24 protein-coding genes and 1 riboswitch are annotated in these 26,698 nt (G+C 36.3%); of the genes, 22 read left to right on the forward strand and 2 right to left on the reverse strand.

Annotated features, from left to right (window positions below; all coding sequences use genetic code 11):
* Positions 1-12 precede the first annotated feature (12 nt).
* The 7 genes from recN (at position 13) to B4D49_RS08130 (ending at position 6,691) form a co-directional block, all read left to right on the forward strand.
* Complete coding sequence (gene recN, locus B4D49_RS08100; protein ID WP_132869128.1) at positions 13-1,671, forward strand: DNA repair protein RecN; 1,659 nt, start codon at positions 13-15, stop codon at positions 1,669-1,671.
* A 135-nt stretch (positions 1,672-1,806) separates the two neighbouring features.
* On the forward strand, positions 1,807-2,643 hold the full coding sequence (locus B4D49_RS08105) for a DegV family protein (RefSeq protein WP_132869127.1): 837 nt from the start codon (positions 1,807-1,809) through the stop codon (positions 2,641-2,643).
* Positions 2,636-3,484, forward strand: a complete 849-nt coding sequence (locus B4D49_RS08110; RefSeq protein ID WP_286784069.1) for an SGNH/GDSL hydrolase family protein — start codon at positions 2,636-2,638, stop codon at positions 3,482-3,484. Before B4D49_RS08105 ends, B4D49_RS08110 begins: the two co-directional genes overlap by 8 nt.
* Entirely contained in the window at positions 3,453-4,055 is a 603-nt protein-coding gene (locus B4D49_RS08115; protein ID WP_132869125.1) for a YpmS family protein, read from the forward strand. Before B4D49_RS08110 ends, B4D49_RS08115 begins: the two co-directional genes overlap by 32 nt.
* A gap of 94 nt (positions 4,056-4,149) precedes the next feature.
* Positions 4,150-4,425, forward strand: a complete 276-nt coding sequence (locus B4D49_RS08120; RefSeq protein ID WP_009853724.1) for an HU family DNA-binding protein — start codon at positions 4,150-4,152, stop codon at positions 4,423-4,425.
* Positions 4,426-4,678: 253 nt separating this feature from the next.
* Positions 4,679-4,876: a hypothetical protein gene (locus B4D49_RS08125; RefSeq protein ID WP_286784070.1), complete on the forward strand. Its 198-nt coding sequence runs from the start codon at positions 4,679-4,681 to the stop codon at positions 4,874-4,876.
* A gap of 330 nt (positions 4,877-5,206) precedes the next feature.
* Positions 5,207-6,691 carry a peptide MFS transporter gene (locus B4D49_RS08130; protein WP_286784071.1) on the forward strand — a complete coding sequence of 495 codons (1,485 nt, stop codon included), beginning with the start codon at positions 5,207-5,209 and terminating at the stop codon, positions 6,689-6,691.
* Positions 6,692-6,854: 163 nt separating this feature from the next.
* Here B4D49_RS08130 and B4D49_RS08135 read toward each other — a convergent pair whose 3' ends face one another.
* Complete coding sequence (locus B4D49_RS08135) at positions 6,855-7,790, reverse strand: dihydroorotate oxidase (protein ID WP_132869879.1); 936 nt, start codon at positions 7,788-7,790, stop codon at positions 6,855-6,857.
* A gap of 320 nt (positions 7,791-8,110) precedes the next feature.
* Here B4D49_RS08135 and B4D49_RS08140 point away from each other — a divergent pair, with 320 nt between their 5' ends.
* The 9 genes from B4D49_RS08140 (at position 8,111) to B4D49_RS08180 (ending at position 17,486) form a co-directional block, all read left to right on the forward strand.
* A complete protein-coding gene (locus B4D49_RS08140) occupies positions 8,111-8,425 on the forward strand; it encodes an ArsR/SmtB family transcription factor (RefSeq protein WP_199544557.1) in 315 nt (104 codons plus the stop codon).
* Positions 8,426-8,427: 2 nt separating this feature from the next.
* Positions 8,428-10,311 (forward strand): heavy metal translocating P-type ATPase, encoded by a 1,884-nt coding sequence (locus B4D49_RS08145; RefSeq protein ID WP_286784072.1) that lies wholly within the window; start codon positions 8,428-8,430, stop codon positions 10,309-10,311.
* 378 nt (positions 10,312-10,689) lie between these two features.
* Positions 10,690-11,382 (forward strand): phosphoglycerate mutase, encoded by a 693-nt coding sequence (locus B4D49_RS08150; RefSeq protein ID WP_020916409.1) that lies wholly within the window; start codon positions 10,690-10,692, stop codon positions 11,380-11,382.
* 199 nt (positions 11,383-11,581) lie between these two features.
* Positions 11,582-12,103, forward strand: a complete 522-nt coding sequence (locus B4D49_RS08155; protein WP_132869992.1) for a transcription repressor NadR — start codon at positions 11,582-11,584, stop codon at positions 12,101-12,103.
* 183 nt (positions 12,104-12,286) lie between these two features.
* Positions 12,287-12,835, forward strand: a complete 549-nt coding sequence (locus B4D49_RS08160) for a hypothetical protein (RefSeq protein ID WP_132869991.1) — start codon at positions 12,287-12,289, stop codon at positions 12,833-12,835.
* A gap of 173 nt (positions 12,836-13,008) precedes the next feature.
* Positions 13,009-15,090 carry a penicillin-binding protein PBP2B gene (gene pbp2b, locus B4D49_RS08165; protein ID WP_286784073.1) on the forward strand — a complete coding sequence of 694 codons (2,082 nt, stop codon included), beginning with the start codon at positions 13,009-13,011 and terminating at the stop codon, positions 15,088-15,090.
* Between the two features lie 60 nt (positions 15,091-15,150).
* Positions 15,151-15,747 (forward strand): recombination mediator RecR, encoded by a 597-nt coding sequence (recR, locus tag B4D49_RS08170; protein ID WP_132869374.1) that lies wholly within the window; start codon positions 15,151-15,153, stop codon positions 15,745-15,747.
* A 104-nt stretch (positions 15,748-15,851) separates the two neighbouring features.
* A complete protein-coding gene (locus tag B4D49_RS08175; protein ID WP_199544416.1) occupies positions 15,852-16,217 on the forward strand; it encodes a nuclear transport factor 2 family protein in 366 nt (121 codons plus the stop codon).
* A gap of 222 nt (positions 16,218-16,439) precedes the next feature.
* Positions 16,440-17,486: a D-alanine--D-alanine ligase gene (locus tag B4D49_RS08180; RefSeq protein WP_132869375.1), complete on the forward strand. Its 1,047-nt coding sequence runs from the start codon at positions 16,440-16,442 to the stop codon at positions 17,484-17,486.
* A 78-nt stretch (positions 17,487-17,564) separates the two neighbouring features.
* Here the strand turns inward: B4D49_RS08180 and B4D49_RS08185 are convergent, their stop codons facing one another.
* Positions 17,565-18,122: a folate family ECF transporter S component gene (locus B4D49_RS08185; RefSeq protein WP_286784074.1), complete on the reverse strand. Its 558-nt coding sequence runs from the start codon at positions 18,120-18,122 to the stop codon at positions 17,565-17,567.
* Between the two features lie 43 nt (positions 18,123-18,165).
* Positions 18,166-18,256: riboswitch (THF riboswitch) on the reverse strand.
* A 179-nt stretch (positions 18,257-18,435) separates the two neighbouring features.
* Between B4D49_RS08185 and B4D49_RS08190 the strand changes: the two genes are divergently transcribed.
* The 6 genes from B4D49_RS08190 (at position 18,436) to B4D49_RS08215 (ending at position 26,686) form a co-directional block, all read left to right on the forward strand.
* Positions 18,436-19,383: a bile acid:sodium symporter family protein gene (locus B4D49_RS08190; protein WP_286784075.1), complete on the forward strand. Its 948-nt coding sequence runs from the start codon at positions 18,436-18,438 to the stop codon at positions 19,381-19,383.
* Between the two features lie 67 nt (positions 19,384-19,450).
* The gene (locus tag B4D49_RS08195; protein WP_199544413.1) at positions 19,451-20,815 is read left to right on the forward strand and encodes a UDP-N-acetylmuramoyl-tripeptide--D-alanyl-D-alanine ligase; all 1,365 of its coding nucleotides are present in this window, start codon (positions 19,451-19,453) and stop codon (positions 20,813-20,815) included.
* A gap of 109 nt (positions 20,816-20,924) precedes the next feature.
* On the forward strand, positions 20,925-21,974 hold the full coding sequence (locus B4D49_RS08200; protein WP_349679000.1) for a polymerase: 1,050 nt from the start codon (positions 20,925-20,927) through the stop codon (positions 21,972-21,974).
* A gap of 153 nt (positions 21,975-22,127) precedes the next feature.
* Positions 22,128-23,672 (forward strand): peptide chain release factor 3, encoded by a 1,545-nt coding sequence (locus tag B4D49_RS08205; protein WP_286784076.1) that lies wholly within the window; start codon positions 22,128-22,130, stop codon positions 23,670-23,672.
* A gap of 350 nt (positions 23,673-24,022) precedes the next feature.
* Entirely contained in the window at positions 24,023-25,597 is a 1,575-nt protein-coding gene (locus B4D49_RS08210) for a DEAD/DEAH box helicase (protein WP_286784077.1), read from the forward strand.
* Between the two features lie 111 nt (positions 25,598-25,708).
* On the forward strand, positions 25,709-26,686 hold the full coding sequence (locus B4D49_RS08215) for a hypothetical protein (protein ID WP_286784078.1): 978 nt from the start codon (positions 25,709-25,711) through the stop codon (positions 26,684-26,686).
* The last annotated feature ends 12 nt before the right edge of the window (positions 26,687-26,698 follow it).

Below are 26,698 nucleotides of genomic sequence, written 5' to 3' on the forward strand. Positions count from 1 at the left end.
AAAGGTCGTTCTATGCTTTTAGAAATTTCCATTAAAAATTTTGCCATTATTGAGGAGATTTCCTTAACTTTTGAAAATGGCATGACAGTTTTGACAGGTGAAACTGGTGCAGGGAAGTCTATTATTATTGATGCCATGAACCTCATGCTTGGAGCACGTGCGAGTCTTGATGTCATTCGACACGGGGCTAATAAAGCTGAAATTGAAGGTCTTTTTTCGGTTGGTGAAAATCCTGCATTAACGCAAATTTTGGAAGAAAACGGCATTGAGGTGACAGAAGAACTTATTATTCGCCGTGAAATTTTGCAAAATGGTCGTTCAATTGGTCGCATTAATGGTCAGATGGTTAATTTGACAACTCTTCGAGCTGTTGGGCAATATTTGGTTGATATCCATGGCCAACATGACCAAGAGGAACTAATGAAGCCAAATATGCATATTCGCATGCTTGATGAGTTTGGAGACGGTCATTTTGCTACGGTTAAAAAGCAATATCAAGAACTTTTTGAAAGTTACCGTAGCTTACGTAAACGTGTTTTAACAAAACAAAAAAATGAACAAGAGCACAAAGCGCGTATTGAAATGCTGGAATTTCAAATTGCAGAGATTGAAGCAGCTGCCCTAAAATCAGGTGAAGACCAAGCTCTAAACCAAAAACGTGATAAGTTGTTAAATCACAAACATATCGCAGACACATTAACCAATGCTTATGTCATGCTTGATGATGAAGAGTTTTCAAGTTTGTCAAACATTCGTTCAGCTATGAACGACTTGATGACCTTGGAAGAATTCGATGCGGATTACAAAGATATGTCATCAAATGTTTCTGAAGCTTATTATATTTTAGAAGAAGTGACTAAGCACTTAGGTGATGTTATTGATGAGCTTGATTTTGATGCTGGTAGTTTGCAACAGATTGAAGCCCGCTTAGAAGTGATTTACAGCATTACTCGAAAATACGGTGGAAGTGTTGATGATGTTTTGGATTATTACGAGAATATCACTAAAGAGTACAATCTTTTAACTGGAAATGATGAGTCGTCTGATGATATGGAAAAAGAGCTCAAACGCCTGGAAAAAGAATTGATTGTTGCTGCTGAAAATCTCAGCCAAGAACGTCATGCACTTGCGAAGAATTTGGAAGCAGAAATTAAGCAGGAATTAGCTGATCTATACATGGAAAAAGCAGATTTTCAGGTTCAATTCACTAAAGGAAAATTCAACCGTGACGGTAATGAAGCTATTGAATTTTATATCTCTACCAATCCTGGTGAAGGTTTCAAACCTTTGGTAAAAGTAGCTTCTGGTGGTGAAATTTCTCGCTTGATGCTTGCGATTAAATCGGCCTTTTCACGTAAAGAAGATAAGACAAGTATTGTCTTTGACGAGGTTGATACAGGAGTATCAGGACGTGTAGCGCAAGCTATTGCTCAAAAAATCTATAAAATTGGTAGTCATGGCCAAGTTTTGGCAATCTCACATTTACCACAAGTGATTGCTATTGCTGATTATCAATTCTTCATCGAAAAACGTAGCGATGAAAATACGACTGTTTCAACGGTTCGTCTATTGACCGAAGAAGAACGAGTGGAAGAAATCGCTAAAATGCTTGCCGGTAGTGATATTACCGAAATGGCTCGCGAACAAGCGCGTGAATTATTGAAGAAATAAAAAGAAGCCTAGGTGCTTCTTTTTTTGTCGATAAGATAGCCTTTTATAAAATGTCCCCTAACTGCTAAAAATTTGGTATAATGAATGTTAGGATAAATTTTGATATAAAGTTTTGAAAGTATGATAGGATAAAAAATGAGTAAAATTAAAATTGTTACAGATTCATCTTTAACGATTGAACCAGAATTAGTTGAAAAATATGACATTACAGTTGTGCCATTGTCAGTAATGATTGATGGTGTTGTTTATTCTGACAACGACATGAAAGAAGAAGGAAAATTCCTTAACATGATGCGCAATAGTAAGGAATTGCCTAAAACAAGCCAACCACCAGTTGGCGTCTTTGCAGAAGTTTATGAAAATCTGATGAAAAATGGTGCCGAACACATCGTTTCTATTCACATTACACATACTCTTTCAGGAACAGTTGAAGCAGCTCGTCAAGGGGCTAATCTAGCTGGGGCAGATGTCACTGTTATCGATTCAACATTTACTGACCAATGCCAAAAATTCCAAGTTGTTCAAGCTGCCAAATTAGCCCAAGAAGGTGCAAGCTTAGAAGAAGTTCTTGCAAAAGTTGAAGAAGTTCGTCAAAAATCAGAACTTTTTATTGGCGTGTCAACGCTTGAAAATTTGGTAAAAGGTGGACGTATTGGGCGTGTAACGGGTCTTCTTAGTTCACTCCTTAACATTCGAGTTGTTATGGAAATGGTTGATTGCGAATTAAACACAGTTATCAAAGGCCGTGGTGTTAAAACATTTAACAAATGGCTAGATAGCTTTATTGAGCATGCTTCTAACAAGAAAGTAGCTGAAATCGGTATTTCATACTGCGGAACAGCAGATATGGCTAATGGTTTCAAAGAAAAACTGCAAGTTTTGGGTGCACCAATTGCTGTTTTAGAAACTGGTTCAATCATTCAAACGCACACTGGAGAAGACGCTTTTGCGGTTATGGTACGCTATGAATAAAAAAAAGAATTTTTTAACTGGGTTTGCTTTCTTTTTGGCAAGCCTTCTTCTGTTTATTGTCATTTTTAATGTTTTAATTCCAAAGTCAGATTCGGAGTTGACGAAAAAGGATTTCTTGGCTCAAGAAGCCAAACAATTTCGTTATGTGGCTATTGGGGACTCTTTGACAGAAGGAGTCGGGGATACTACTAATCAAGGTGGATTTGTTCCAATTTTATCCCAAAGTTTAACAGATACTTATAACTATCAAGTTTCTTACGATAACTATGGGGTCTCAGGAAATACCAGCCAACAGATTTTGACACGAATGAAGGATAAGCAAGACATTCAAAAATCCCTAGAAAAAGCGGATATGATGACTTTGACTGTCGGCGGTAACGATGTTATGGCGGTGATTCGTAAGCATTTGACGAAACTATCAGTTTCTACTTTTAAGAAGCCTGCCAAATCTTATCAAGAGCGTTTGCGCCAAATTATCGAACTTGCTCGTACGGAAAATGAAGACTTGCCGATTTATATTTTGGGAATTTATAATCCCTTTTATTTGAATTTCCCTGAAATGACGGAAATGCAAGATATTATCAACGATTGGAATGATGCTACTGAAAGTGTGACGGAAGACTATGATAATGTTTACTTCGTTCCAATCAACGATCAGATTTACAAAGGAATTGATGGTCAAGAAGGAATTGTGTCGACATCTGGTGATCAAACAATGGTTATCAATGATGCTTTATTCAGTGGAGATCATTTCCACCCAAATAATATTGGCTATCAAATTATGTCAGATGTAACAATGGAGAAAATCAATGAAACTAAAAAAGAATGGAACAAAGACTAATTGGTGGAAGTGGGGCTTTCTTCTCATTTTAGCAGTTAATATTGCTTTTGTGGGAGTGATTGCTAGTCGCTTGATTCAAGTCAGAGAACCTGCGGCACAAAGTATTACGTCAAAGAAAGTAGAGAGTGTCAAAGTAGGGACGGTTTCAACAACTCGTGAACAGTTAAATGATACGGTGGCTGCTTATTTGAAAGATTATCAGACTAAAAATTCATCTTACAGTGTTTACGCAACTTCATCAGCCATTATGTTTGAGGGAACATATACTTTTTTGGGTTATGAAGTGCCACTTTATATTTATTTCCAACCAAGTCGCCTAGAATCAGGCGCAATTCAGTTAAAAATTACCTCGTTTTCAGTTGGAACACTCACATTGCCAGAATCAGAAGTTTTGAAATATTTAAAATCAAGTGTTGACCTACCAAATTTTGTTGAAGTTTTACCGAAAGAATCTGTTATTAATATCAATATTCAGAACTTGAAAAACGATGCTGACATCTTTTTGAAAGCGACAACAATTGATTTAGTTGGGGATCAATTTAACTTCGATATTTACAAGAAAAACAGCTAATTAAATGTTTAATACTTGACCTTAAGCCTATTTTTGGGTATCATAGACTTTGTTAAAGTGTTAACGCTTAGAAATTAATTGGAGGATTTGTTAAATGGCTAACAAACAAGATTTAATCGCTAAAGTTGCAGAAGCAACTGAGCTTACTAAAAAAGATTCAGCAGCAGCTGTAGATGCAGTATTCTCAGCAATCGAAAGCTTCCTTTCTGAAGGCGAAAAAGTTCAATTAATCGGTTTTGGTAACTTTGAAGTTCGCGAACGCGCAGCTCGTAAAGGTCGTAACCCACAAACTGGTGAAGAAATTGAAATTGCAGCTTCAAAAGTACCTGCATTCAAAGCTGGTAAAGCACTTAAAGACGCTGTAAAATAATTAATATTTAAAAAGCCTATCATATCAAGCGTTGTAGCTTGTTCGATAGGCTTTTTTGAATGTTTTGGGGCATTTTTGGGGAAAAGAAATAGTTGCTTTGGCACAATGAATAGAATTACCTTTCAGTGGTTTCTATGCATTTACACTTGTTATAAGGGCAGTTCAAGTCTTTTATGGTATAATCAGCATAGAGACATCGTGAAATCATTAGTGGTTTTAATGATGATAAGAATACAAGGAAAGAGTTATAATCATGGATAAATCACTTTTGTTAGTTGTTAGTTTCTTAGGCGTTTTTTCTCTTTTTAAAGCAGCTATGTTAATCATGGTAGGACTTGCTATGAAACCTAAAGTAGATGAAAATGGAGAAATTCTGAAGCAAGAGCAAGAAGCAGAAGATGACGAAACAAGCCCAGATGAAGATGACAGTGACTTTTGGGATAATTGGTGATGAAAAAAAACGTCCAGTGGACGTTTTTTTCATGAGCCAAGAAACAAGAGAGCGAGTTAACGTCCAGTGGACGTTTTTTTCATGAGCCAAGAAATAAGAAGGCGAGTCAAGTTTGTTGATTGCATTTTTAAGTTCGTAGAATAGTTAATTAAAGTAAAAAATAGCGATATTTTGGTCACTGATGTCAGATATTTTGCGTTTTTTGATATTTTTTAACATTTTGAAAAAAGCGCTTAATCTCCCATAAAAGCTTGATTTTTATGAATTTACTTAATATTTTAAATAAAATTTCTATTGCCCAAATTAAAAAAAATCTATATAATGGATGGTATGGAAAAAAATAAAGAACAAACATTTTTTGGACAGCCTAAGGCTTTGTTTACTTTATTCCAAACAGAACTTTGGGAACGATTCTCGTACTATGGAATGCGTGCGATTTTAATTTACTACTTGTACGCATCTGTTACTTCAGCTAATGCTGGTTTAGGACTTCCTAAGCCACAAGCAATGGCTATTGTAAGTATCTATGGAGCTCTTGTATACCTTTCAGGTATTATTGGTGGATGGTTTGCAGACCGCGTTCTAGGCGCTTCTCAGACGATCTTTATCGGTGGTATTCTTATTACCCTAGGGCACATTGTTTTAGCTCTTCCGTTTGGCTTGACGTCTCTTTTCATCTCACTTTTCTTGATTATCTTGGGAACAGGGATGTTAAAACCAAATATTTCAAATATGGTTGGTCATTTGTATGAACCGGATGATCCTCGTCGCGACACAGGTTTCAATATCTTTGTTATCGGTATTAATATTGGTTCACTGCTTGCTCCTATTGTAGTAGGAACAGTTGGACAAAGTATCAACTATCACCTAGGTTTCTCTCTTGCCGCTATTGGTATGGTATTTGCTTTATTTGTTTATTGGTATGGACGAATGAAACAATTCCCAGAAATTGGAAACAAACCTTCTAATCCACTAACGACAGAAGAGAAAAAAGGTTTATTAATTAAATCTGTTATTGGTTTTGTTGTTTTAGCAGTTGCTGGAACTTTACTTTACCAAGCTAACCCAGCTAAATTCGTTGATAACTTTATCAATATTCTATCTATGGCTGGTATCTTCATCCCATTTATTTACTTTATCTTGATGTTTGCTTCAAATAAAGTATCAAGCACAGAACGCAAACAATTGTTGGCATACCTACCATTGTTCTTGTCTTCTATCGTTTTCTGGTTAGTTGAAGAACAAAGTGCGACAGTTATTGCTGTTTGGGGTGAAACTCGTTCAAACCTACATCCAACTATCTTTGGTATTAATTTTTATATTGATCCATCTTGGTATCAATTGCTTAATCCACTGTTCATCGTTGTATTGACACCACTTTTTGTTTGGATTTGGAACAAAATGGGTGATCGTCAACCATCAGCAGTTACAAAATTTGGATTAGGATTGTTATTAACTGGTGTGTCTTACATGATTATGGCTCTTCCAGGTATGCTATACGGAACAAACAACCGTGTAAGCTTCATGTGGTTGGTAGTTATGTTTGCAGTCCAAATGGCTGGTGAATTGTTAGTTTCTCCAGTAGGTCTATCAGTTTCAACTAGACTTGCACCACTTGCTTTCCAATCACAAATGGTTGCTCTTTGGTTCTTGGCAGATTCAACTTCACAAGCAGTAAATGCTTTGATTACACCATATTTCACTAAGGAAACAGAAGTAGCATTCTTCGGTATCTTGGGACTTGTTTGTCTTGGTATCGGTGTTCTATTGTTGCTGATTAAAAAAACAATTTTGAATTTAATGCGTAATAATTAATATTTTAGAGGCTCTTTTCCTGATAATCAAAGAGTTTTTATGTCAACTGTAGGAGGTGGCAAATCCTAAAAAGAGTGGGGACGATTGTTCTCGCTCTTTTTAGAATTTGATGTGAGAACTAATAGCCAAAAACGTTTGAGAAACGCCTCAAACGTTTTTTAGTTTAGTCCATGTATTTTAATTTGCCACGGAAGTCTTCAAGTTTTTCATAGCCTTTTTCTTCCATGATGGCTTTTAGTTCATCAGTAATGCGTGCAAAAGCAGCAGGACCTTCTTGGTGAAGAACTGTTCCTAGCTGTACCATACTTGCTCCGCATAAAATATGTTCAAAGGCATCACGACCAGTCTTAACACCACCTGTTCCAATAATTTGGATAGATGGATTTAGGCGTTTATAAAATGCGTGAACATTAGCAAGTGCGGTTGGTTTGACATAATCACCACCAATACCACCAAAACCATTTTTAGGTTTAATCACAACAGTTTCATCATCAACAACCAAACCATTACCGACAGAGTTAATACAGTTGACGAAAGTTAGAGGAAATTGATTAAAGATAGCTGCCGCACGGTCAAAGTGTGCAATGTCAAAATATGGAGGTAATTTAACTCCGAGAGGTTTTGTAAAGTAAGTAAAGATATCTTTTAAAATTCTTTCAGTTGTTTCAAAGTCGTAGGCAATTTGTGGTTTCCCCGGAACATTTGGACAAGAAAGGTTTAGCTCAACAAGTCCTTGGTAGTCAGAAGCTTGAACAGTTTTTAAGATAGTGTGTGTTTCTTCTTCAGACATACCTACAAGTGACAAAAAGTGATTCTTGCTATTGGGTGTATTTTGGAGTTCAGTAACGTAGTCAAGATAGTATTGGAAACCGTTGTTAGGGAGTCCCATAGAATTAATTGAACCAAGTGCTGTATCAGCATAGCGTGGTTCAGGGTTACCATCGCGTGCAGTTAATGTTCCTGTTTTTGTAACAAATGAACCTGCAGCAGAATCTTCAATCTCAGCTAATTCTTCTCGTGTCATGCAGTAAACGCCAGCAGCGTTCATTAAGCAGTTATCAAAATCGAAAGTTCCAATTTTAGTTGCGGTTGAAACCATAAAGTCCTCCAAAATATATTATCACGCAATAATGAATTTTCTGATATTGCTAGTTACATTTTACTATTATGCTAAGGTGAAATCAAGTGTTTTCCGAACGTTTTTTTATTTCATGAGATAAACAGAAAGTTTTTAGTGCTATTTCTATGCTTTTTTTGAATACTTTTCTATATTTTGACAGCAAAATATGAAAAATTGACCTAAAAACCGAATGTATTAGCTAATTCTTGAAATGTATGCGTGAAAGTGATACAGTGATTACAGTAGAACGTTTGAGTAATTGTTCAAATGTTTTACAAAAGATATTGGAGATAATTAAGATGATTGAGATTAATGAATCACAAAAATTGCTAAAGGGAGATTTGTTAAATGATGTTACTAGCTTTTTTAAAGCTCTTGGAAACACAACACGTTTACAAATCATTTGCTGTTTAAGTAAGGGCGAATTAAAGTCTAGTGAATTGGCGGCAATTTTAGAGATGACACCGTCAGCTGTTTCACATCAGTTGACGATGTTAAAGAACTTAAAAATTGTTTCTGTTCGACGTGAAGGAAAAAATCAGATTTATGCTCTTGCTGATAAGCATATTAGCCAAGTTTTGGAGTCTGTTGTAGAGCATTATCAGGAGGATTAAACGTGTCAGGTAAACATAAAAAGAAGCTTTTTAGAATTTTGTTAGCAACGCTGACGTTTATTATTGTTTTTGCTGTGGTTAAGCTAAATCACATTGGTTTGGTAGTTCAAGCTTTGTTATACGCTATTCCATTTTTAATGGCTGGTTATGATGTTTTGAAAAAAGCCTTGCTAAAAATAAGTCAGGGAAAAGTCTTTAGCGAACATTTTCTGATGTCATTAGCGACACTTGGGGCATTTGCCCTTAGTTTTATGACTGGTGAAGCTGAGTTTGCCGAGGCTGTGTTTGTGATGATTTTCTATCAAGTAGGTGAATTTTTTGAACACATTGCAGAAGGTAATAGTGAAAAATCCATTTCAGAATTGCTAGATTTGCGACCAGACCTTGTTCATTTAGAAGAAGAGGGTCAAACTATTGATGTTGATCCTAAAAATTTGAAAGAAGGGCAAGTGATTGTCATTAAACCTGGTGAAAAGGTTGCTGTTGATGGGGTTTTGATTTCTGGAGAATCTTCAGTGGATACAGCAGCTTTGACAGGTGAAAGTTTGCCTCAAAGTGTTCAGGTAGGAGATCAAGTTTTGTCAGGGATGATTAACATGACAGGAGTAATTCGTGTTAAGGTCCTGCATTCTGTTGAAAATTCAACCTTAAGTAAAATTTTGGATTTACTGGAAAATTCAACGGCAAACAAATCTAAGAGCGAACGTTTCATGACAAAATTCGCAGAAGTCTACACACCAACAGTAGTAATTGCAGCTTTGATTTTAGCCTTTATACCACCGCTGGTATCTGGAGATTTTCTTGCTAATTTCCCAGAATGGCTGAGTCGTGCGCTTACTTTCCTTGTTATTTCATGCCCTTGTGCATTAGTGATTTCGATTCCGCTTAGCTTCTTTGGAGGTTTAGGAGCAAGTTCGAAAGCGGGTGTTTTGATTAAAGGGTCAAATTATCTTGAAAGTTTGGCTTCTCTAGAAACATTGTTTTTTGATAAAACAGGAACTTTGACAGAAGGTGTTTTTGAAGTAACTGCTCTTCACTCTACTGATGTTAAAGAAGAACATTTGCTGCATTTGGCAAGTCATGTGGAACGTTTTTCGAGCCACCCAATTGCTCAATCTCTTCGTGAAGCTTACGAAAAAGAAGCAGATGATTGTTCAATTACTGATGTGACTGAAAAATCTGGCTATGGTATCAGCGCAAAAGTTAATGGGCATGATGTTGCTGTCGGTAATACTAAATTTATGGAAAGTTTGGGAGCTGATTGGAAACCATGTCATAAAGTTGGAACTATTGTTCATGTAGCTATTGATGGAAATTATGCCGGACATATTGTGATTTCAGATTGCATCAAATCTGATACTAAGCAAGCTTTGCAAGAACTTCGAAAAGCTGGTGTTAAACAACTAGTTATGCTAACAGGGGACCGTCACGAAGTAGCTCAAAAAATTGCCGATGAGCTAGCAATGACAGATTATAAAGCAGAGCTTCTTCCAGGAGATAAAGTTACAGAGTTAGAAAACTACCTAGCACAAAAGAATCCTAGATCAACAGTTGGATTCGTCGGAGATGGAATTAACGATGCACCGGTTTTAGCTCGAGCTGATGTTGGTATTGCCATGGGTGGTCTTGGTAGTGATGTTGCGATTGAAGCAGCAGATGTTGTTGTCATGAACGACCAATTATCAAAAATTGCTCAAGCAATTAAAATTGCCCGCAAGACAATTACTATCGCTAGAGAAAATATTATCTTTTCAATCGGAGTTAAAGTTTTAGTTTTGATTTTGGCCACTCTTGGTTTAGCTAATATGTGGCTTGCCATCTTTGCTGATGTTGGTGTAACAGTTCTTGCAACACTAAATGCTATGCGAACAATGAAATTGACATAGAAATTTTTTTGAACTATAATAGCCTTAATCATATAGAAAGCTACCATTTTCTTTTAGAGAGTGGGGTGGTATGGCACGATTTTGAGTTTCAAATGGTTGCCATGCCATTTTTTATTGCTTTTCAAAGTTCTGTTAGTGACTGTTCAAGGATGTCAGACTCTTTTACAGAAAATTAGCAATTATACTAGCTTTTTTAGAGCTTTTTGGGTAGAATAGTAAGGGTAAGCGACTTTATCTGGTCGTAATAAATTAAGTTGGCTAAAATGCTGAGCCAAAAATAGTCTAACTTCTCTGGTTGTTTGTCAATTAGTAAGATTACTATCTATTTTTCGCTGTGTGTTAATAGCCCTTGTATTACTTAAAAGGAGACTTTATCTAATGGTAAAATTAGTGTTTGCACGTCACGGGCAATCTGAATGGAACAAAGCTAACCTTTTCACTGGTTGGGCTGACGTTGACCTTACAGAAGAAGGTACTAAACAAGCTACTGAAGCTGGTAAATTGATCAAAGAAGCAGGAATCGAATTCGATGTTGCTTTCACTTCAGTTCTTAAACGTGCTATCAAAACAACTAACCTTGCTCTTGAAGCTTCTGACCAACTTTGGGTTCCAGTTGAAAAATCATGGCGCTTGAACGAACGTCACTACGGTGGTTTGACTGGTCAAAACAAAGCTGAAGCTGCTGAAAAATGGGGTGACGAACAAGTTCACATCTGGCGTCGTTCATACGATGTATTGCCACCAGCTATGGCTAAAGACGATCAATACTCAGCACACACTGACCGTCGTTACGCTAACCTTGATGACAAAGTTGTTCCAGATGCAGAAAACTTGAAAGTTACTTTGGAACGCGCACTTCCATTCTGGGAAGATAAAATTGCTCCAGCTCTTAAAGATGGTAAAAACGTCTTTGTAGGTGCACACGGTAACTCAATCCGCGCTCTTGTAAAACACATCAAACAATTGTCAGATGACGAAATTATGGATGTTGAAATCCCTAACTTCCCACCACTTGTATTCGAATTTGACGAAAAATTGAACGTTACTGACGAATACTTCTTGGGTAAATAATCTGATATAAGATTATAAGGCTTAAAACCCTTGATATAAAAGCATTCTAGGCTAACTCCTAGGGTGCTTTTTTTGAATTTGTTACCTTTTTTGGCTAGGAGTTAGAGTGACTAGGAAATTTAAGGGATAACTCTTCTATATTTTCTTGTTTTTATGGTATGATTAGTAGTAAGTAATATATTTTGTAAAGGGGGCTTTTATGAAAGCAGCAGAGCGTCGTCAAAAAATTATTGATATTTTGAGTCAGACACAAGTTCCCATTTCAGCTAGTACTTTAGCAAGCCAACTTGGTGTAAGTCGTCAAATTATTGTTGGAGATGTAGCTCTTTTGAGAGCAGCTAATCATGATGTTATTTCTACACCAAAAGGTTACGTTTTGTCACAAGCACTTTATTCGCATCAATTTATTGGAAAAATTGCTTGTCAACATGGTCCGGATAGAACGAAAGAAGAGTTGGATTGTGTTGTTTCTAAAGGTGGCATTATGGTTGATGTGGAAGTTGAACACCCAGTTTATGGGATGTTAACAGCACCGCTTAATATCAAAAGCAAAGAAGATATTGATAATTTTATGGATAAGGTTGAGCATTCAAATGCAACGCTTCTCTCATCTTTAACTGATGGGATTCATACTCACACTCTATCATGTCATTCAAAAGATGAATTTGAGGACATCAAGTCTATCTTATCTGATAAAGGTTTGCTTTTAAAATCAAACTAAAATAGCTACAGGTGTCTTGACACCTGTTCTTTTTTTCTTTATAATAAGCAAGATCAGTTAGCTACTTTCAAAAAAACGTGTGTATTGCCTGTTAGTTAATTGATTAAAACTATCGTCAATTCCTGAGTGATAATTGGGGATCATTCAGGTATTATCATATACAAATATAAAAGGAGTTGTCATATGAGACGTCATCAAACTAAGTCTCTTGCATTTACAGCTATTTTAGTTGCCTTTGGGATTTTAATTCCAATGGTTATGCCAGTTAAGGTTGTCATCGGTCCAGCTTCGTTTACCTTGGCTAGTCACGTGCCGGTCTTTATGGCTATGTTTATCTCACCGCAAGTAGCTGTTTTAGTTGCTTTGGGAACAAGTCTAGGTTTCTTGTTAGCAGGTTTTCCAATTGTTATTGTATTGCGCGCAGTATCGCATTTGCTCTTTGCGGTTGTAGGTGCTGTGATGATTAAAAAACGTCCAGCTTTGCTTGAAAAACCAGCTTTGACATTTGGATTAGCTGTTTTCTTAAATATCTTGCATGGTTTAGCAGAGTTTATCGTTGTTCTTGTTTTAACGGCAGGAGCTCACACAGGAACAGCCTATATTTGGTCTTTGGTAGGCTTGATTGGCTTAGGCTCTCTTGTTCATGGATGCATTGATTTTTACATTGCTTATTTCCTTTGGAAATTCTTGCGTGATAAAGTTGGCGTTGATTTTTCAGTTGACGCAAAATAATATGGTGGAGGAATAAACTTCCTCCTTTTTTTTGCTTAAAATGACTCAATTTTTCTTGCAAATTTTCTTGAAAAAATACTATGTAAAAAAGTGAAAGTTTTACATTTTGTGTCACTCTCTTTTAAGTAAATTGTGATAAAATATAAAACGAAGCTTTTAATTGTGAGGAAAGAATGTCAGTTAAGAAGAGATTGAGCAAGATTAAAATTGCCAAAAAAACAACCAGTATCACAAAACGAATTTACTTGATTTTTGCGGTTATCGTTGTCTTATTTTCAATTATTATTTTAAGATTAGCGCAGATGCAAATTTTAAATAAATCTTTTTATGATGATAAGTTAAATTCATCAACGACCTATAAAGTGACGTCATCAAGTCCCCGTGGGCAAATTTTTGATGCTGCAGGAAATTTATTAGTCTCTAATAATGTTAAGCAGGTTGTTGCCTTTACACGTAGTAATACAATTACTGCTGAGGAAATGAAGAACTTAGCAAGAACCCTATCAACACTGGTTGATTTTACAGAAACTAATGTGACAACACGTCAGAAAAAAGATTATTATTTGGCTGATTCAGACACTTATGCTAAAGTTGTTAAGAGTCTTCCTGATAATCAAAAATATGATAATTATGGGAATAATTTAACCGAATCTAAAGTTTATGCTAACGCTGTTAAAGCAGTAACAGATGATGAGATTAATTATTCTGAAGATGAGTTGAAGTTGGTTTATATTTTTAGTCAAATGAATGCTGCCTCAACTTTTAGTACGGTTAATTTAACAACTGGTGATTTAACCGATGAACAAATTGCATACATCACTGCAAATCGTTCAAAATTATCAGGGATTTCTATTGCTACTGACTGGGATCGTCAAACATCAACAGGTTCGCTTTCAACCCTTATCGGTACGGTATCATCAAAACAATCTGGTTTACCAGCTGAAGAAGCAGAAGAGTATCTTGCTAAAGGTTATTCAATGAATGACCGAGTTGGAACATCTTATCTTGAAAAAGCCTACGAAGATGATTTACAAGGTACACATACTGTTCGTGAAATCACAACTGATAAAAATGGTAATGTCGTTTCAGATAACATTACTAGCGAAGGAAAAGCTGGTAAGAACTTGAAGTTGACCGTTAATTCAGATTTCCAATCTGGAGTGGAAAATATCTTGAATCAGTATTACAATGCTGAGCTTGCTGCTGGTTTTGCAACTTATTCAGAAGGTGCCTATGCCGTTGCTTTGAACCCTCAAACAGGAGCTATTTTAGCAATGGCTGGTTTGTCACATGATACTGGTTCTTCAACAACGACGCTAGATGCTCTTGGTACGATTAACGATAACTTTGTTCCAGGGTCAGTTGTCAAAGCGGCGACTATTAGTTCTGGATGGGAAAATAACGCTATTTCTGGTAACCAAGTGATTGCTGACCAATCAATTAACCTTGCTGGTTCACCATCTATTAAATCATGGTTCACAGGCAGTGGTGCGACAAACATCACAGCTGTTCAAGCCCTTGAGTACTCTTCAAATACCTATATGGTTCAAGTTGCTCTTAAGATGATGGGCCAAGAATATTATTCAGGTATGGCACTTGCAACAAGTGGTACAAAAGAAGCTATGGAACAACTTCGTGCAACCTATGCTGAATATGGTATGGGTACAAGCACTGGCATCGACCTTCCAGAAACAACTACTGGTTACCTATCAGATGATTATAGTCCAGGTAATGTCTTAACAGAAGCGTTCGGTCAGTACGATTCTTATACACCAATGCAACTGGCTCAATACGCAGCTACTGTGGCAAATGGTGGTAGCCGTGTAGCACCACATATTGTTGATAGTATTTACGATAATGATGGCACTACAGGAATTGGAACTTTATCTAAGACAATTGAGACAAATGTTTTGAACAAGGTGAACATTTCAAGTAGCGATATGGCTCTGCTTCAACAAGGTTTCTACCAAGTAGTTAATAGTACAAGTGGTTATGCAACTGGTACTCATATGAGAGGAAATGTTACGATTGCCGGTAAGACAGGGACTGCCGAAACATATGCCCTTGATGACAATGGCAATGCTGTGACAACTGTCAATTTGAGTGTTCTTGCTTATGATTACTCAAAAAATGATGATTCAAAAATTGCAGTTGCGGTTATTATTCCGCACTTAACAAGTGACGATAATCACCCTAACCAATTAATTGCACGTGACATTATTAACTTGTATATGTCAACTTACGCTAATAAATAATAACAAAGTTCGAGTCGGCAAAAAGTCGACTCGCGGCTTTATCAGAGGAAAGGAGAGGCTATGCTCTACCCAACACCAATTGCAAAGTTAATTGATAGTTTTACAAAATTACCAGGAATTGGGATTAAAACAGCTACCCGTTTAGCTTTCTATACTATTGGAATGTCAGACGAAGAGGTAAATGAATTTGCCAAGAATTTATTGGCTGCTAAACGTGAATTAACATATTGTTCTGTTTGTGGTAATTTAACAGATGAAGATCCGTGCAGCATTTGTACAGATCAGACTCGCGATCGTTCTGTTATTTTAGTTGTCGAAGATTCCAAAGATGTTTCAGCCATGGAAAAAATTCAAGAATATCATGGTTTGTATCATGTTTTACATGGTTTGATTTCACCAATGAATGGTGTCGGACCAGATGATATTAATTTGAAATCATTGATTACACGTTTAATGGATAGTGAAGTCAACGAAGTGATTATTGCAACCAATGCAACAGCAGATGGTGAAGCGACATCAATGTACATCTCACGTGTTCTAAAACCAGCTGGAATCAAAGTGACACGCTTAGCGCGTGGGCTTGCCGTTGGTTCTGATATCGAATATGCTGACGAAGTTACCCTACTTCGTGCTATTGAAAACCGAACAGAATTGTAGAATGTAAGAAAAGCAGCGGAAGGCTGCTTTTTGCTTGTCATTGAACTTATTGGATAGTCGTTATACAATAAAGTAAAACAATCAATACAATTGGAGCGTACTTTATGAAAGAGATTATAATGGCATATTTTCAGTCTTGGCTAGATAATGATGCTGAGGTACTTAAAGATGTTTTTGCAGAACAAGCGGTGTATTCTGAAAGTTATGGACCAGAGTATCATGGGTTATCACAGATTATAACTTGGTTTGAAAATTGGAATAATAAAGGAAAAGTTTTGGAGTGGACAATAAAACGTATTATTGAAAATGATAAATCAATAGTAGTTGAGTGGTATTTTAAATGTTGTTATGAAGGAGGTATAGATAATTTTGATGGTGTAACCATAGCAGATTTTGATGAAGATAAAAAGATTATCAAACTTTCAGAGTTTCAATCAAAAACTGAACACTATTTTCCTTATGATGACTAAAAAATTTCTTTCTTTTCTTTGTTATATTATCTTCCATCTTATGGCTGTAGGAGTTTGAAAGACGGCTTCTTTTGTGGTATGATAATTAGGAAATTGTAATAGAAAAGGAATTGAACTTGAACTAAGATTTGGCTTGTTTTGTAAAGCTTCTTGGTTCGATGAAAAATGTTATTAAGTGTATTAAGACTTGGTACCTTTTTTCTGTTCAGGTAATTAAAGTTTATGGCAAAAGAAACGCTTGTTTTACTTTATGGTGGACGTTCTGCGGAGCGTGAAGTATCTGTATTATCAGCTGAAAGTGTCATGCGTGCGATTAATTATGACAAATTCTTTGTGAAAACTTACTTCATCACAAAATCTGGTGATTTTATCAAAACACAAGAATTTTCAAGTAAACCAGCTGATGATGAAAAATTGATGACTAACGACACAGTTGTTGAAAGTCAAAAAATTAAACCAAGTGATATTTATGAAGAAGGAGCAGTTGTTTTCCCTGTTCTTCATGGACCAATGGGAGAAGACGGTTCAATCCAAGGCTTCCTTGAAATTCTTAAAATGCCTTACGTTGGAACTAACATCTTGTCATCAAGTGTTGCCATGGATAAAATTTCAACAAAACACGTTCTTGAGTCTGCAGGTGTACCACTTGTTGCTTACGTGACTTATGTTGAAGGGGCTGATCTTGAAAAAGCGGTTGCTGAAGTAAATGAAAAATTGACTTATCCAGTCTTTGTTAAACCAGCTAACATGGGTTCTTCAGTAGGTATTTCAAAAGCTGAAGACGAAGCAGCTCTTCGCACTGCTATTGATTTTGCCCTTAAATATGATAGCCGTATTCTTATTGAAACTGGTGTCAATGCGCGTGAAATCGAAGTTGGTATTTTAGGAAATGCTGATGTGAAAACAACATTGCCTGGTGAAGTTGTTAAAGACGTTGCTTTCTATGATTACGATGCTAAATACATCGATAATAAAATTACTATGGATATTCCAGCACATATCGATAGCGACATTATGGAAGAAATGCGTGGTTATGCAACAACAGCTTTTCGTGCTATCGGCGGATGCGGATTGTCACGCTGCGATTTCTTCTTGACTGAAGAAGGTAATGTTTACCTTAACGAATTGAATACAATGCCTGGTTTCACACAATGGTCAATGTATCCACTTCTATGGGAAAACATGGGACTTGCTTATTCTGATTTGATTGAAAAATTAGTTGAGTTGGCTAAAGAAATGTTTGAAAAACGCGAAAGCCACTTAATCTAAAAAAAGAAGCACCGTTAGGTGCTTTTTTACTGTACAAAAATAACCTCAGAGATGGGATAACTCTCTGAGATTTTTTGTTTATAGATTTGCAAGCTTGCGCAATTCTGGAATTTTCTGTAGTTTTGGTACGACAAGCATAGTAATGATAATACGTAGTGGAATTTCAAAAATTTTGAGCCAACGTCCTGCAAGATACTGTGCCCAGAATGGTACACCAAAATAAATCTGAACAAGCAGTGGTGTGAAGATAAAGGTTCCAATCAGCATGGTTACGAGTGTGGCAAATGTGACGTGAAGCCAATCGTGTTTATTTGACCAGCTGATTTCTTTTCCGTAGAAGAAAAGACCATAGAAAAAGCCCTGAACAGCTTCCATGACAGTCCACCAAATGATAAAGTTACCAGCACCGCTTGATAGGTTATCGACAACATCAAGAATAGCAAGACTGATAGCTCCCCAAATCGGACCAGCAATCATTCCAATAATGGTATTGACAACAAAGGTCAAACTAACCACTAATTGTTGTGGAATGATGGGAATTGAGAATTTTCCGACAATGAAAGCAAGCGCAATTAACATAGCAAGACTAACTAAGCGCTTAGGGGTGAGTTTGGGTGTTTGAAAAATGTTTTTCATGTTTGCTCCTTTTTAAAACATAAAACTGGAGCTGTTAAAAAATAACAGCGGATGCAACGATTCACCGCGCAAATTGCTTCGTTGTGTGACGACATCCCATTCACACACACTTAACGCGAATCATCTACTCTGTGTAAGGTTTTATCTCCTTACAGGTTTATTGTATCACAAAAAAGATTCTTTTGAATATGACCTGGAAAATAAATGAAAATGATTACGTAAAAAGATTGAAAATTCTGAAATTAGTCGTATAATGAAGCTGTAAAAATCAAAGGCTTTGCTGATAAAAAGCTTTTTAGTTAAGGAGAAAATGATGGAAAAACTAACTGATTTTTCAAAACAACTTAGTAAATGGTTTACCTTGGTTGTTATTATTTGGGCTTTCTTTAATTATCTCTTACCTCAGACTAGTACCTGGGTTATCCCTAATACATCGTATTTGTTGGGAATTATTCTTTTTGGGATGGGGCTGACACTTCAGACTGAAGATTTTATCCGTATTTCTAAACGTCCAATTCCTGTCATTCTAGGTACAGTGGCACATTATATTATTATGCCAAGTTTAGCTTGGCTTTTATGTCATCTTTTTCATTTAACAGGAGCAACAGCAGCGGGGGTCATTTTAGTTGGATCTTGTCCAAGTGGAACGTCTTCTAGTGTGATGGCTTTTTTGGCTGGAGGAGATGTTGCTTTGGATGTTTCTATTGAAATCCTTTCAACACTTCTTGCGCCAATTATGCTTCCTTTATTGTTATCGATGTTAGCAGGGCAATTTATTGCTGTACCAGCAGCAAGTCTTTTTCTTTCAACTTTAAGAATTGTTGTTGTGCCAATTATTTTAGGGGTGTTGGTTCATACACTTTTAGGTAAAAAAATCAATGCCATTATTCAGTTGATGCCTTTAATCTCACAGCTAGCGATTCTTTTGATTATTGGTGCGGTTGTCTCAGCAAATCATGCTAATATTTTTACAACAGCAACAGCTTTAGTTATTCCTGTTGTTATGTTACACAATCTTTGTGGTTATGGGCTTGGTTTTGTCTTTTCAAAGCTTCTTCATTTGGAAGAACCTCAACAAAAAGCTATTACATTTGAGGTAGGAATGCAGGACTCAAGCTTAGGGGCAACTTTAGCAATGAAGTATTTTGTTCCACAAGCAGCTATTCCCTCAACGATTTTTTCAATTTGGCATAATATTTCTGGATCAATTTTGTCTTCATGGTGGAAGAATCATTCTAAGGTCCGTAAGGAAAATGCTTGAGAGCACTTTATTTTGTGATATAATAGGAAGAGCCAAAAGGCTCTTTTTATAATGGAGATAATAAAAAATGAAACTTAACTTACACGAAGTCGCCAAGGTGGTTGGCGCAAAGAACACTATTTCGGATTTTGATGACGTTCCTCTGAGACAAATTGAATTTGACAGTCGTAAGATTGAAAAAGGCGATTTGTTTTTGCCTTTAAAAGGGGCGCGTGATGGGCACGATTTTATTGAAACAGCTTTTGAAAATGGTGCAGTTGCAACTTTTTCAGAACGCGAAGTAGAAGGTCACCCTTATATTTTAGTTGATGATTGCTTAGAAGCTTTTCAAGCTCTTGCTAGCTACTATCTTGAAAAACAACGCGTTGATGTTATCGCAGTCACTGGTTCAAATGGTAAGACAACAACGAAAGATATGATTGCTGCTGTTTTATCAACAGAATACAAGACATATAAAACTCAAGGCAACTATAACAATGAAATTGGTTTGCCTTACACAGCACTTCATATGCCAGATGACACTGAAAAGATTGTTCTTGAAATGGGACAAGATCATATGGGAGATATTCATCTCTTGTCAAAACTTGCTAAACCACATATCGGTGTTGTAACTTTGATTGGTGAAGCTCATTTAGAATTCTTCGGAAGTCGCGAAAAAATCGCGGAAGGTAAACTTCAGATTGTTGATGGAATGGATTCGGATGGTATTTTGATTGCACCGGCTGATCCAATTGTTGATCCATACTTGCCAGAAAGCCAAATGGTTATTCGTTTTGGTGATGGTGCAGAAATCTCTGTCCAGGATTTACAAGAAAGCAAAAACTCTTTGACGTTTACGACAAATGTTATTAATCGTCCAATTACCCTTCCTGTACCAGGAAAATACAATGCTACAAATGCTATGGTAGCAGCTTATGTCGGTAAGTTATTAGCAATTTCTGATGATGATATCGTTGAAGCTCTAGAAAATATTGAGTTAACACGTAATCGCACAGAATGGAAAAAAGCAGCTAACGGTGCTGACATTCTATCAGATGTATATAACGCTAATCCAACAGCCATGCGTTTGATTTTGGAGACATTTTCTAAAATTCCTGCCAATGAAGGTGGTAAGAAAATTGCTGTTCTTGCTGATATGAAAGAACTAGGTGAACAGTCTGTTGAACTCCACAAACGTATGATTATGAGCTTGTCACCTGAAACTTTAGACACACTTATTTTCTACGGAGAAGACATTGCAGAATTGGCACAGCTTGCTAGTCAAATGTTCCCACTCGGTAAAGTTTATTACTTTAAGAAAACAGCTGATGAAGATCAATTTGATGACATGCTTGATACGATTCAAAAAGTCTTGCAACCAGCTGACCAAATCTTGCTGAAGGGAAGTAATTCAATGCATCTCGCTAAAGTTGTAGAAGCATTGGAAAACTAGTGAGGTGGAGATGGTAAAGAAAGTATTTAGGACTGAAACTGGAGACTCGCTTCTCATTTATCGAGCACTGTATTTTTTAGAATTTTGTGTCCTTTTTCTAGCTTGGTTTTTGAAACGTTATCCATTGCCACCAGCTATCTCGCTTTTCTTACCGAGTTTAGCTATTACAGGTGGTTGGGCTATCTATTTGTGGAATTTGCGTAGGACAGGCTTATCAATCGAAAAAGTCTTAGCTGGAATTTTTGCGCTAGCTTTTATGCTACTTTTACCGACAATAGGCTATCTGGATACCTCAATAGATGATTTAAGTATGATTGTCTTCTTTTTGTTATCGGTTAGTGTTGATAGGGAAGATGATAATTTAGTGGCAGCACTATTTTATTTTAAGATACTTGTAGCAATCTTAGTACTGTTTGCTTATAATAGCCATATTATTTCTGATATGACAATGTATCGCTCAAGCAAGGATTTGATTCGACACTCATATGGATTTATGCACCCAAATTCACTTGGAATGTTTTTCATTACTCTAATTTATGATTTTTCACTGCTTAGAAAGCCTTATCGCTTTGATGGTGGGATAATCATGTTGTTAGCAGCTTTGCTTGTCTTTTCGGTGACGGATTCAAGGACATCATTTTTCATTGCACTTGGTATTATCTTGTGTTATTTCTTAAAACCAATCCTATCAAAGGTTAAAGTTTCTGGATATCTTATCATGCCAATTGTAATCGGAATGTTTGGACTTGGGCTTGCTTTGCCGAGATATTATACTCCAGATAATCCTGTCTTTGTAACATTAAATCATTTATTTACTGGACGTACTAGTATTGGTCATGCTTATCTTGAACAATTTGGCTTGAACTGGCTGCCAAGAAACATTCCAATTTTTACAGAAATCAATGGAAGTATGATGTACGATGATAGTTTCTACGTTGATTCGCTTTTACGTCAAGGTATTATTCTTTTTTGCATGTATCCGTTACTTTTGATGATTCAGTTAAAAGGAAAAAAATTCACACTTTTCCATAGTTTACTATTCTTATTGACGTTCTTTATTAATACTATGGAACACTATGGAGCAAGTATTGAAATCTGTAGTATCTTATTGTTAAATTATTTTGCGGTTTCTGGTGATAAGCTAGAGGAGAAATATTGAAATAGCGTCTAATTTTCGTTATAATAATAGAGTTATGGAGTCCCATGACTCTATTTTTGTATCGTCACAAAAGGAGTGGCTTAATGTAGCCATTCATAAAAAAAAACGGACAAAGTCGTTATCAAAGAAATTTAATTATAATAAGGAAATAAAATGACAATTCAAGATGACATTAAAAAACGTCGTACTTTTGCCATCATCAGTCACCCGGATGCTGGTAAAACGACAATTACAGAGCAATTACTTTATTTTGGTGGAGAAATTCGTGAAGCCGGTACTGTAAAAGGTAAAAAAACAGGAAACTTTGCTAAATCTGACTGGATGGATATCGAAAAACAACGTGGTATCTCTGTTACATCATCAGTGATGCAATTTGACTACGCTGGTAAACGCGTGAATATCCTTGATACGCCAGGGCACGAGGACTTCTCTGAAGATACTTACCGTACGCTTATGGCCGTGGATGCTGCGGTTATGGTTGTCGATTCAGCCAAAGGTATCGAAGCACAGACTAAAAAATTATTTGAAGTTGTAAAACACCGTAACATTCCAGTTTTCACTTTTATTAACAAACTTGACCGTGATGGTCGTGAACCGCTTGATCTTTTGGAAGAATTGGAAGAAGTGCTTGGTATTGCAAGTTACCCAATGAACTGGCCAATTGGTATGGGGAAATCATTTGAAGGACTTTATGACTTGTACAACAAACGTTTGGAACTTTACAAGGGTGATGAACGTTTTGCAGCACTTGAAGATGGTGACAAGTTATTTGCTAATAACCCATTTTACCAACAAGTTTTGGAAGATGTTGAGTTGCTAGAAGAAGCGGGAAATGAATTCTCAGAAGAAGCTATCTTGTCTGGTGATTTGACACCAGTGTTCTTCGGTTCAGCCCTTACAAATTTTGGTGTGCAAACTTTCCTAGATACTTTCTTACAATTCGCACCAGAGCCTCATGGGCACAAAACAACAGAAGGTAATGAAATCGATCCTTACGACAAAGACTTCTCAGGATTTGTCTTTAAAATCCAAGCTAATATGGACCCACGTCACCGTGACCGTATTGCTTTCGTACGTATCGTTTCTGGTGAATTTGAACGTGGTATGAGCGTGAATTTGGCTCGTACGAAAAAATCAGTGAAATTGTCAAATGTGACACAATTCATGGCTGAATCACGTGAAAATGTTGAAAACGCCGTTGCTGGTGATATTATCGGGGTTTACGATACAGGTACATACCAAGTTGGTGATACTTTGACTGTTGGTAAAAACAAATTCGAATTTGAACCACTACCAACCTTCACACCAGAATTGTTCATGAAAGTTGCTGCTAAAAACGTCATGAAACAAAAATCATTCCATAAAGGGATTGAACAATTGGTACAAGAAGGGGCTATCCAATTGTACAAAAACTACCAAACAGGCGAATACATGCTTGGTGCGGTAGGTCAATTGCAGTTTGAAGTTTTCAAACACCGTATGGAAAATGAATACAACGCTGAAGTTGTCATGACGCCAATGGGTAAAAAGACTGTTCGTTGGATTAAACCAGAAGATCTTGATGAACGCATGTCTTCAAGCCGTAATATCTTGGCTAAAGACCGTTTCGACCAACCCGTTTTCCTTTTCGAAAACGACTTTGCACTTCGTTGGTTTGCGGATAAATATCCAGATGTTGATTTGGAAGAAAAAATGTAATTATAAAAGGTCTGAGCATTGCTCAGACCTTTTATAATTGTTACGGGTGTAAAAAAACAGCTCTGACGAATCAGAGCTGTTTTTTTGAGATTATGAAAAAGAAAAGTTTTAGGATGTTGCTATTATAGCTATTATGCCTTAAAGAAAACTTAAAAATCCTTCAAAAAAAGTCAAATAGTTTTTTTAAAGAATATTCAAATAATTGACACTATGAAAACGTGTTAATGATAATAAATGAAACTGTTTCCTATCTTTTTGACTTAGAATGTGTTACACTAGTTAAGTTGTTAAACAACGAAACTAAAGTTTAATAAGGCAGCTTCGCACTGCCTTTTAGAAAAGAGAAAAATTTGAAATTTACAGAACTTAACTTATCGGAAGCAATCCTTGCTGCTGTTGAAAAAGCAGGCTTTGTTGAGCCATCTCCAATCCAAGAATTAACAATTCCTTTGGCATTGGAAGGTAAGGATGTTATCGGACAAGCGCAAACTGGTACAGGGAAAACAGCTGCCTTTGGTTTACCAACCTTGGATAAAATTGATACAAGTCGTAATCTTGTTCAAGCCTTGGTTATCGCTCCAACACGTGAATTAGCGGTTCAAGGTCAAGAAGAATTATTCCGTTTTGGTCGTGAAAAAGGTGTTAAAGTCCGTTCAGTTTACGGCGGTTCAAGCATTGAAAAACAAATCAAAGCTCTTCGTTCAGGTGCTCATATTGTTGTTGGGACACCAGGTCGTTTGCTTGATTTGATTAAACGTAAAGCTTTAAAACTTGAACACGTTGAAACATTGATTCTTGATGAAGCAGATGAAATGCTTAACATGGGATTCTTAGAAGATATCGAAGCTATTATCAGTCGTGTACCTGAAGCACGTCAAACGCTTCTTTTCTCAGCTACTATGCCTGAAGCTATCAAACGTATTGGTGTTAAATTTATGCAAAATCCTGAACACGTAAAAGTAGCTGCTAAAGAATTGACTACTGATCTTGTCGATCAATACTATATTCGTGTTAAAGAACAAGATAAATTTGATACAATGACGCGTCTTATGGACGTTGATCAACCTGAATTGTCAATTGTTTTTGGACGTACAAAACGTCGTGTGGATGAATTGACACGTGGTTTGAAATTGCGTGGCTATCGTGCAGAAGGTATTCACGGTGACCTTGATCAAGGTAAACGTCTTCGTGTCCTACGCGATTTCAAAAATGATAATATCGATATTTTGGTTGCGACTGACGTTGCAGCGCGTGGTCTTGATATTTCAGGGGTGACACACGTTTATAACTATGATATTCCACAAGATCCAGAAAGCTACGTACACCGTATTGGACGTACTGGACGTGCAGGTAAACATGGTCAATCGATTACTTTTGTTGCACCAAACGAAATGGGTTACTTGTCAATCATTGAAAAATTGACTAAGAAACGTATGAAAGGTTTGAAACCTGCTACAGCTGATGAAGCATTTAAAGCGAAGAAAAAAGTTGCCCTTAAGAAAATTGAACGTGATTTTGCGGATGAAACTATCCGTAATAACTTTGATAAATTCAAAGGGGATGCGGTTAAATTGGCTGCAGAATTCACACCAGAAGAGTTGGCTTTATATATCTTGAGCTTGACTGTTAAAGATCCTGAAACTCTTCCAAAAGTTGAAATTGCGCGTGAAAAACCATTACCATTCAAACCATCAGGTGGTGGATTCAATAACCGTAAAGGTGGACGTGGCAATGGACGTGGACGTGATAACCGTCGTGGCGGTCGTGATCGCAAACGTGATGACCGTGATAATGGATTCCGCGATTTCAAACGCACATCATCTAAAAACAAACGTGATTTCCAAAATAAAGATAACAAACGCCCACACCGCACATCAAGTGAAAAGAAACCTGGATTTGTTATCCGAAATAAAGGTGAAAGATAAGTAACATTTACTAAACGGAGAATAGATTTATCAATAGCAAAAGCCCCCTTATTTTCACAGGGGGCTTTTGCTATAATAATAGATGTTTAAATGTACAAATGAGGTGTGGTAATGAAAAAGAAGGGACAAGGTATTTTCTATATTCAATGGTTAATTGCCGTATTTTTTATAATAGGAATTTACTTTTTTTCAAATAAAGTAGTTTATTCAGATAGTTCTCCTTATTATTTTGAGCGTACAGCGGCTAATACAGGGGTTAAACTATATAATGTAAATAAAAATTACTTAGGGCAATCTAAAATAACTGACAAAGATATGCATTTTGGTTGGGATTTAGGAAAATTTATGGTGAAGGGCTATTCATCGTTCGAAGAAGGAAAAGAACCTACATTTTTGAAAACAAATGGTGATACAATTACCCTTAATTTTGATTTAAAGCAAAAAGGTTTAAATAATATAGGAAAAAAGCAAAATATAGAAGTAATAGATGATATGAACGTTAGTGACTCAAATTTTGAAATCGGTCCTACTAACTTTCAAAAAGGTGCTTTATTGGTAAAATTTACTAGTAAAAACAAAGAAGTAAAAACACAAATTTATAAAAACTTTTTAACAGGAAAATCTAAAAATGCCAAGAACATGTCAATTCAGCTTAATCAAGAAGGAACATATGAAATTGCTCTTGATTATAGGTTAAAAAGGCATGATTGGCGTATTTCTGGTAAAACAGTAAAATGGAATACAGAGCGCTATAGAATGAATTTTAGTTTTAAAGTAGAAAATGCAACAAGCATTGGTTTTATCTTTGATTCAAAAACAGGAAGTGAGCTATCAAATAATTCTTATACTAAAAATGGATTTAAGGTTGATTCAGCAAATTCTGAAACAGTTGATATAGATGTTAACAGAAAGGTATGGATAAATGGTCAATGGGATGATAAAGGAACACAAAGAGTGAGTAGCGAAAAAGCTTTTACAAAAAAAGGAAAGTATACTATAACTTTTAAAAATAAAAATGTCAGTGAGGAATCGAAAAAAGTAATTTATGTTAAAGGTGAAGAAAGGTATCAAAAAGAGGTAAAAAAATAGAGTTATAAAAGG

This window comes from Streptococcus sp. UBA4344 (assembly GCF_002393675.1).
Classification (GTDB): Bacteria; Bacillota; Bacilli; order Lactobacillales; family Streptococcaceae; genus Streptococcus; species Streptococcus vicugnae.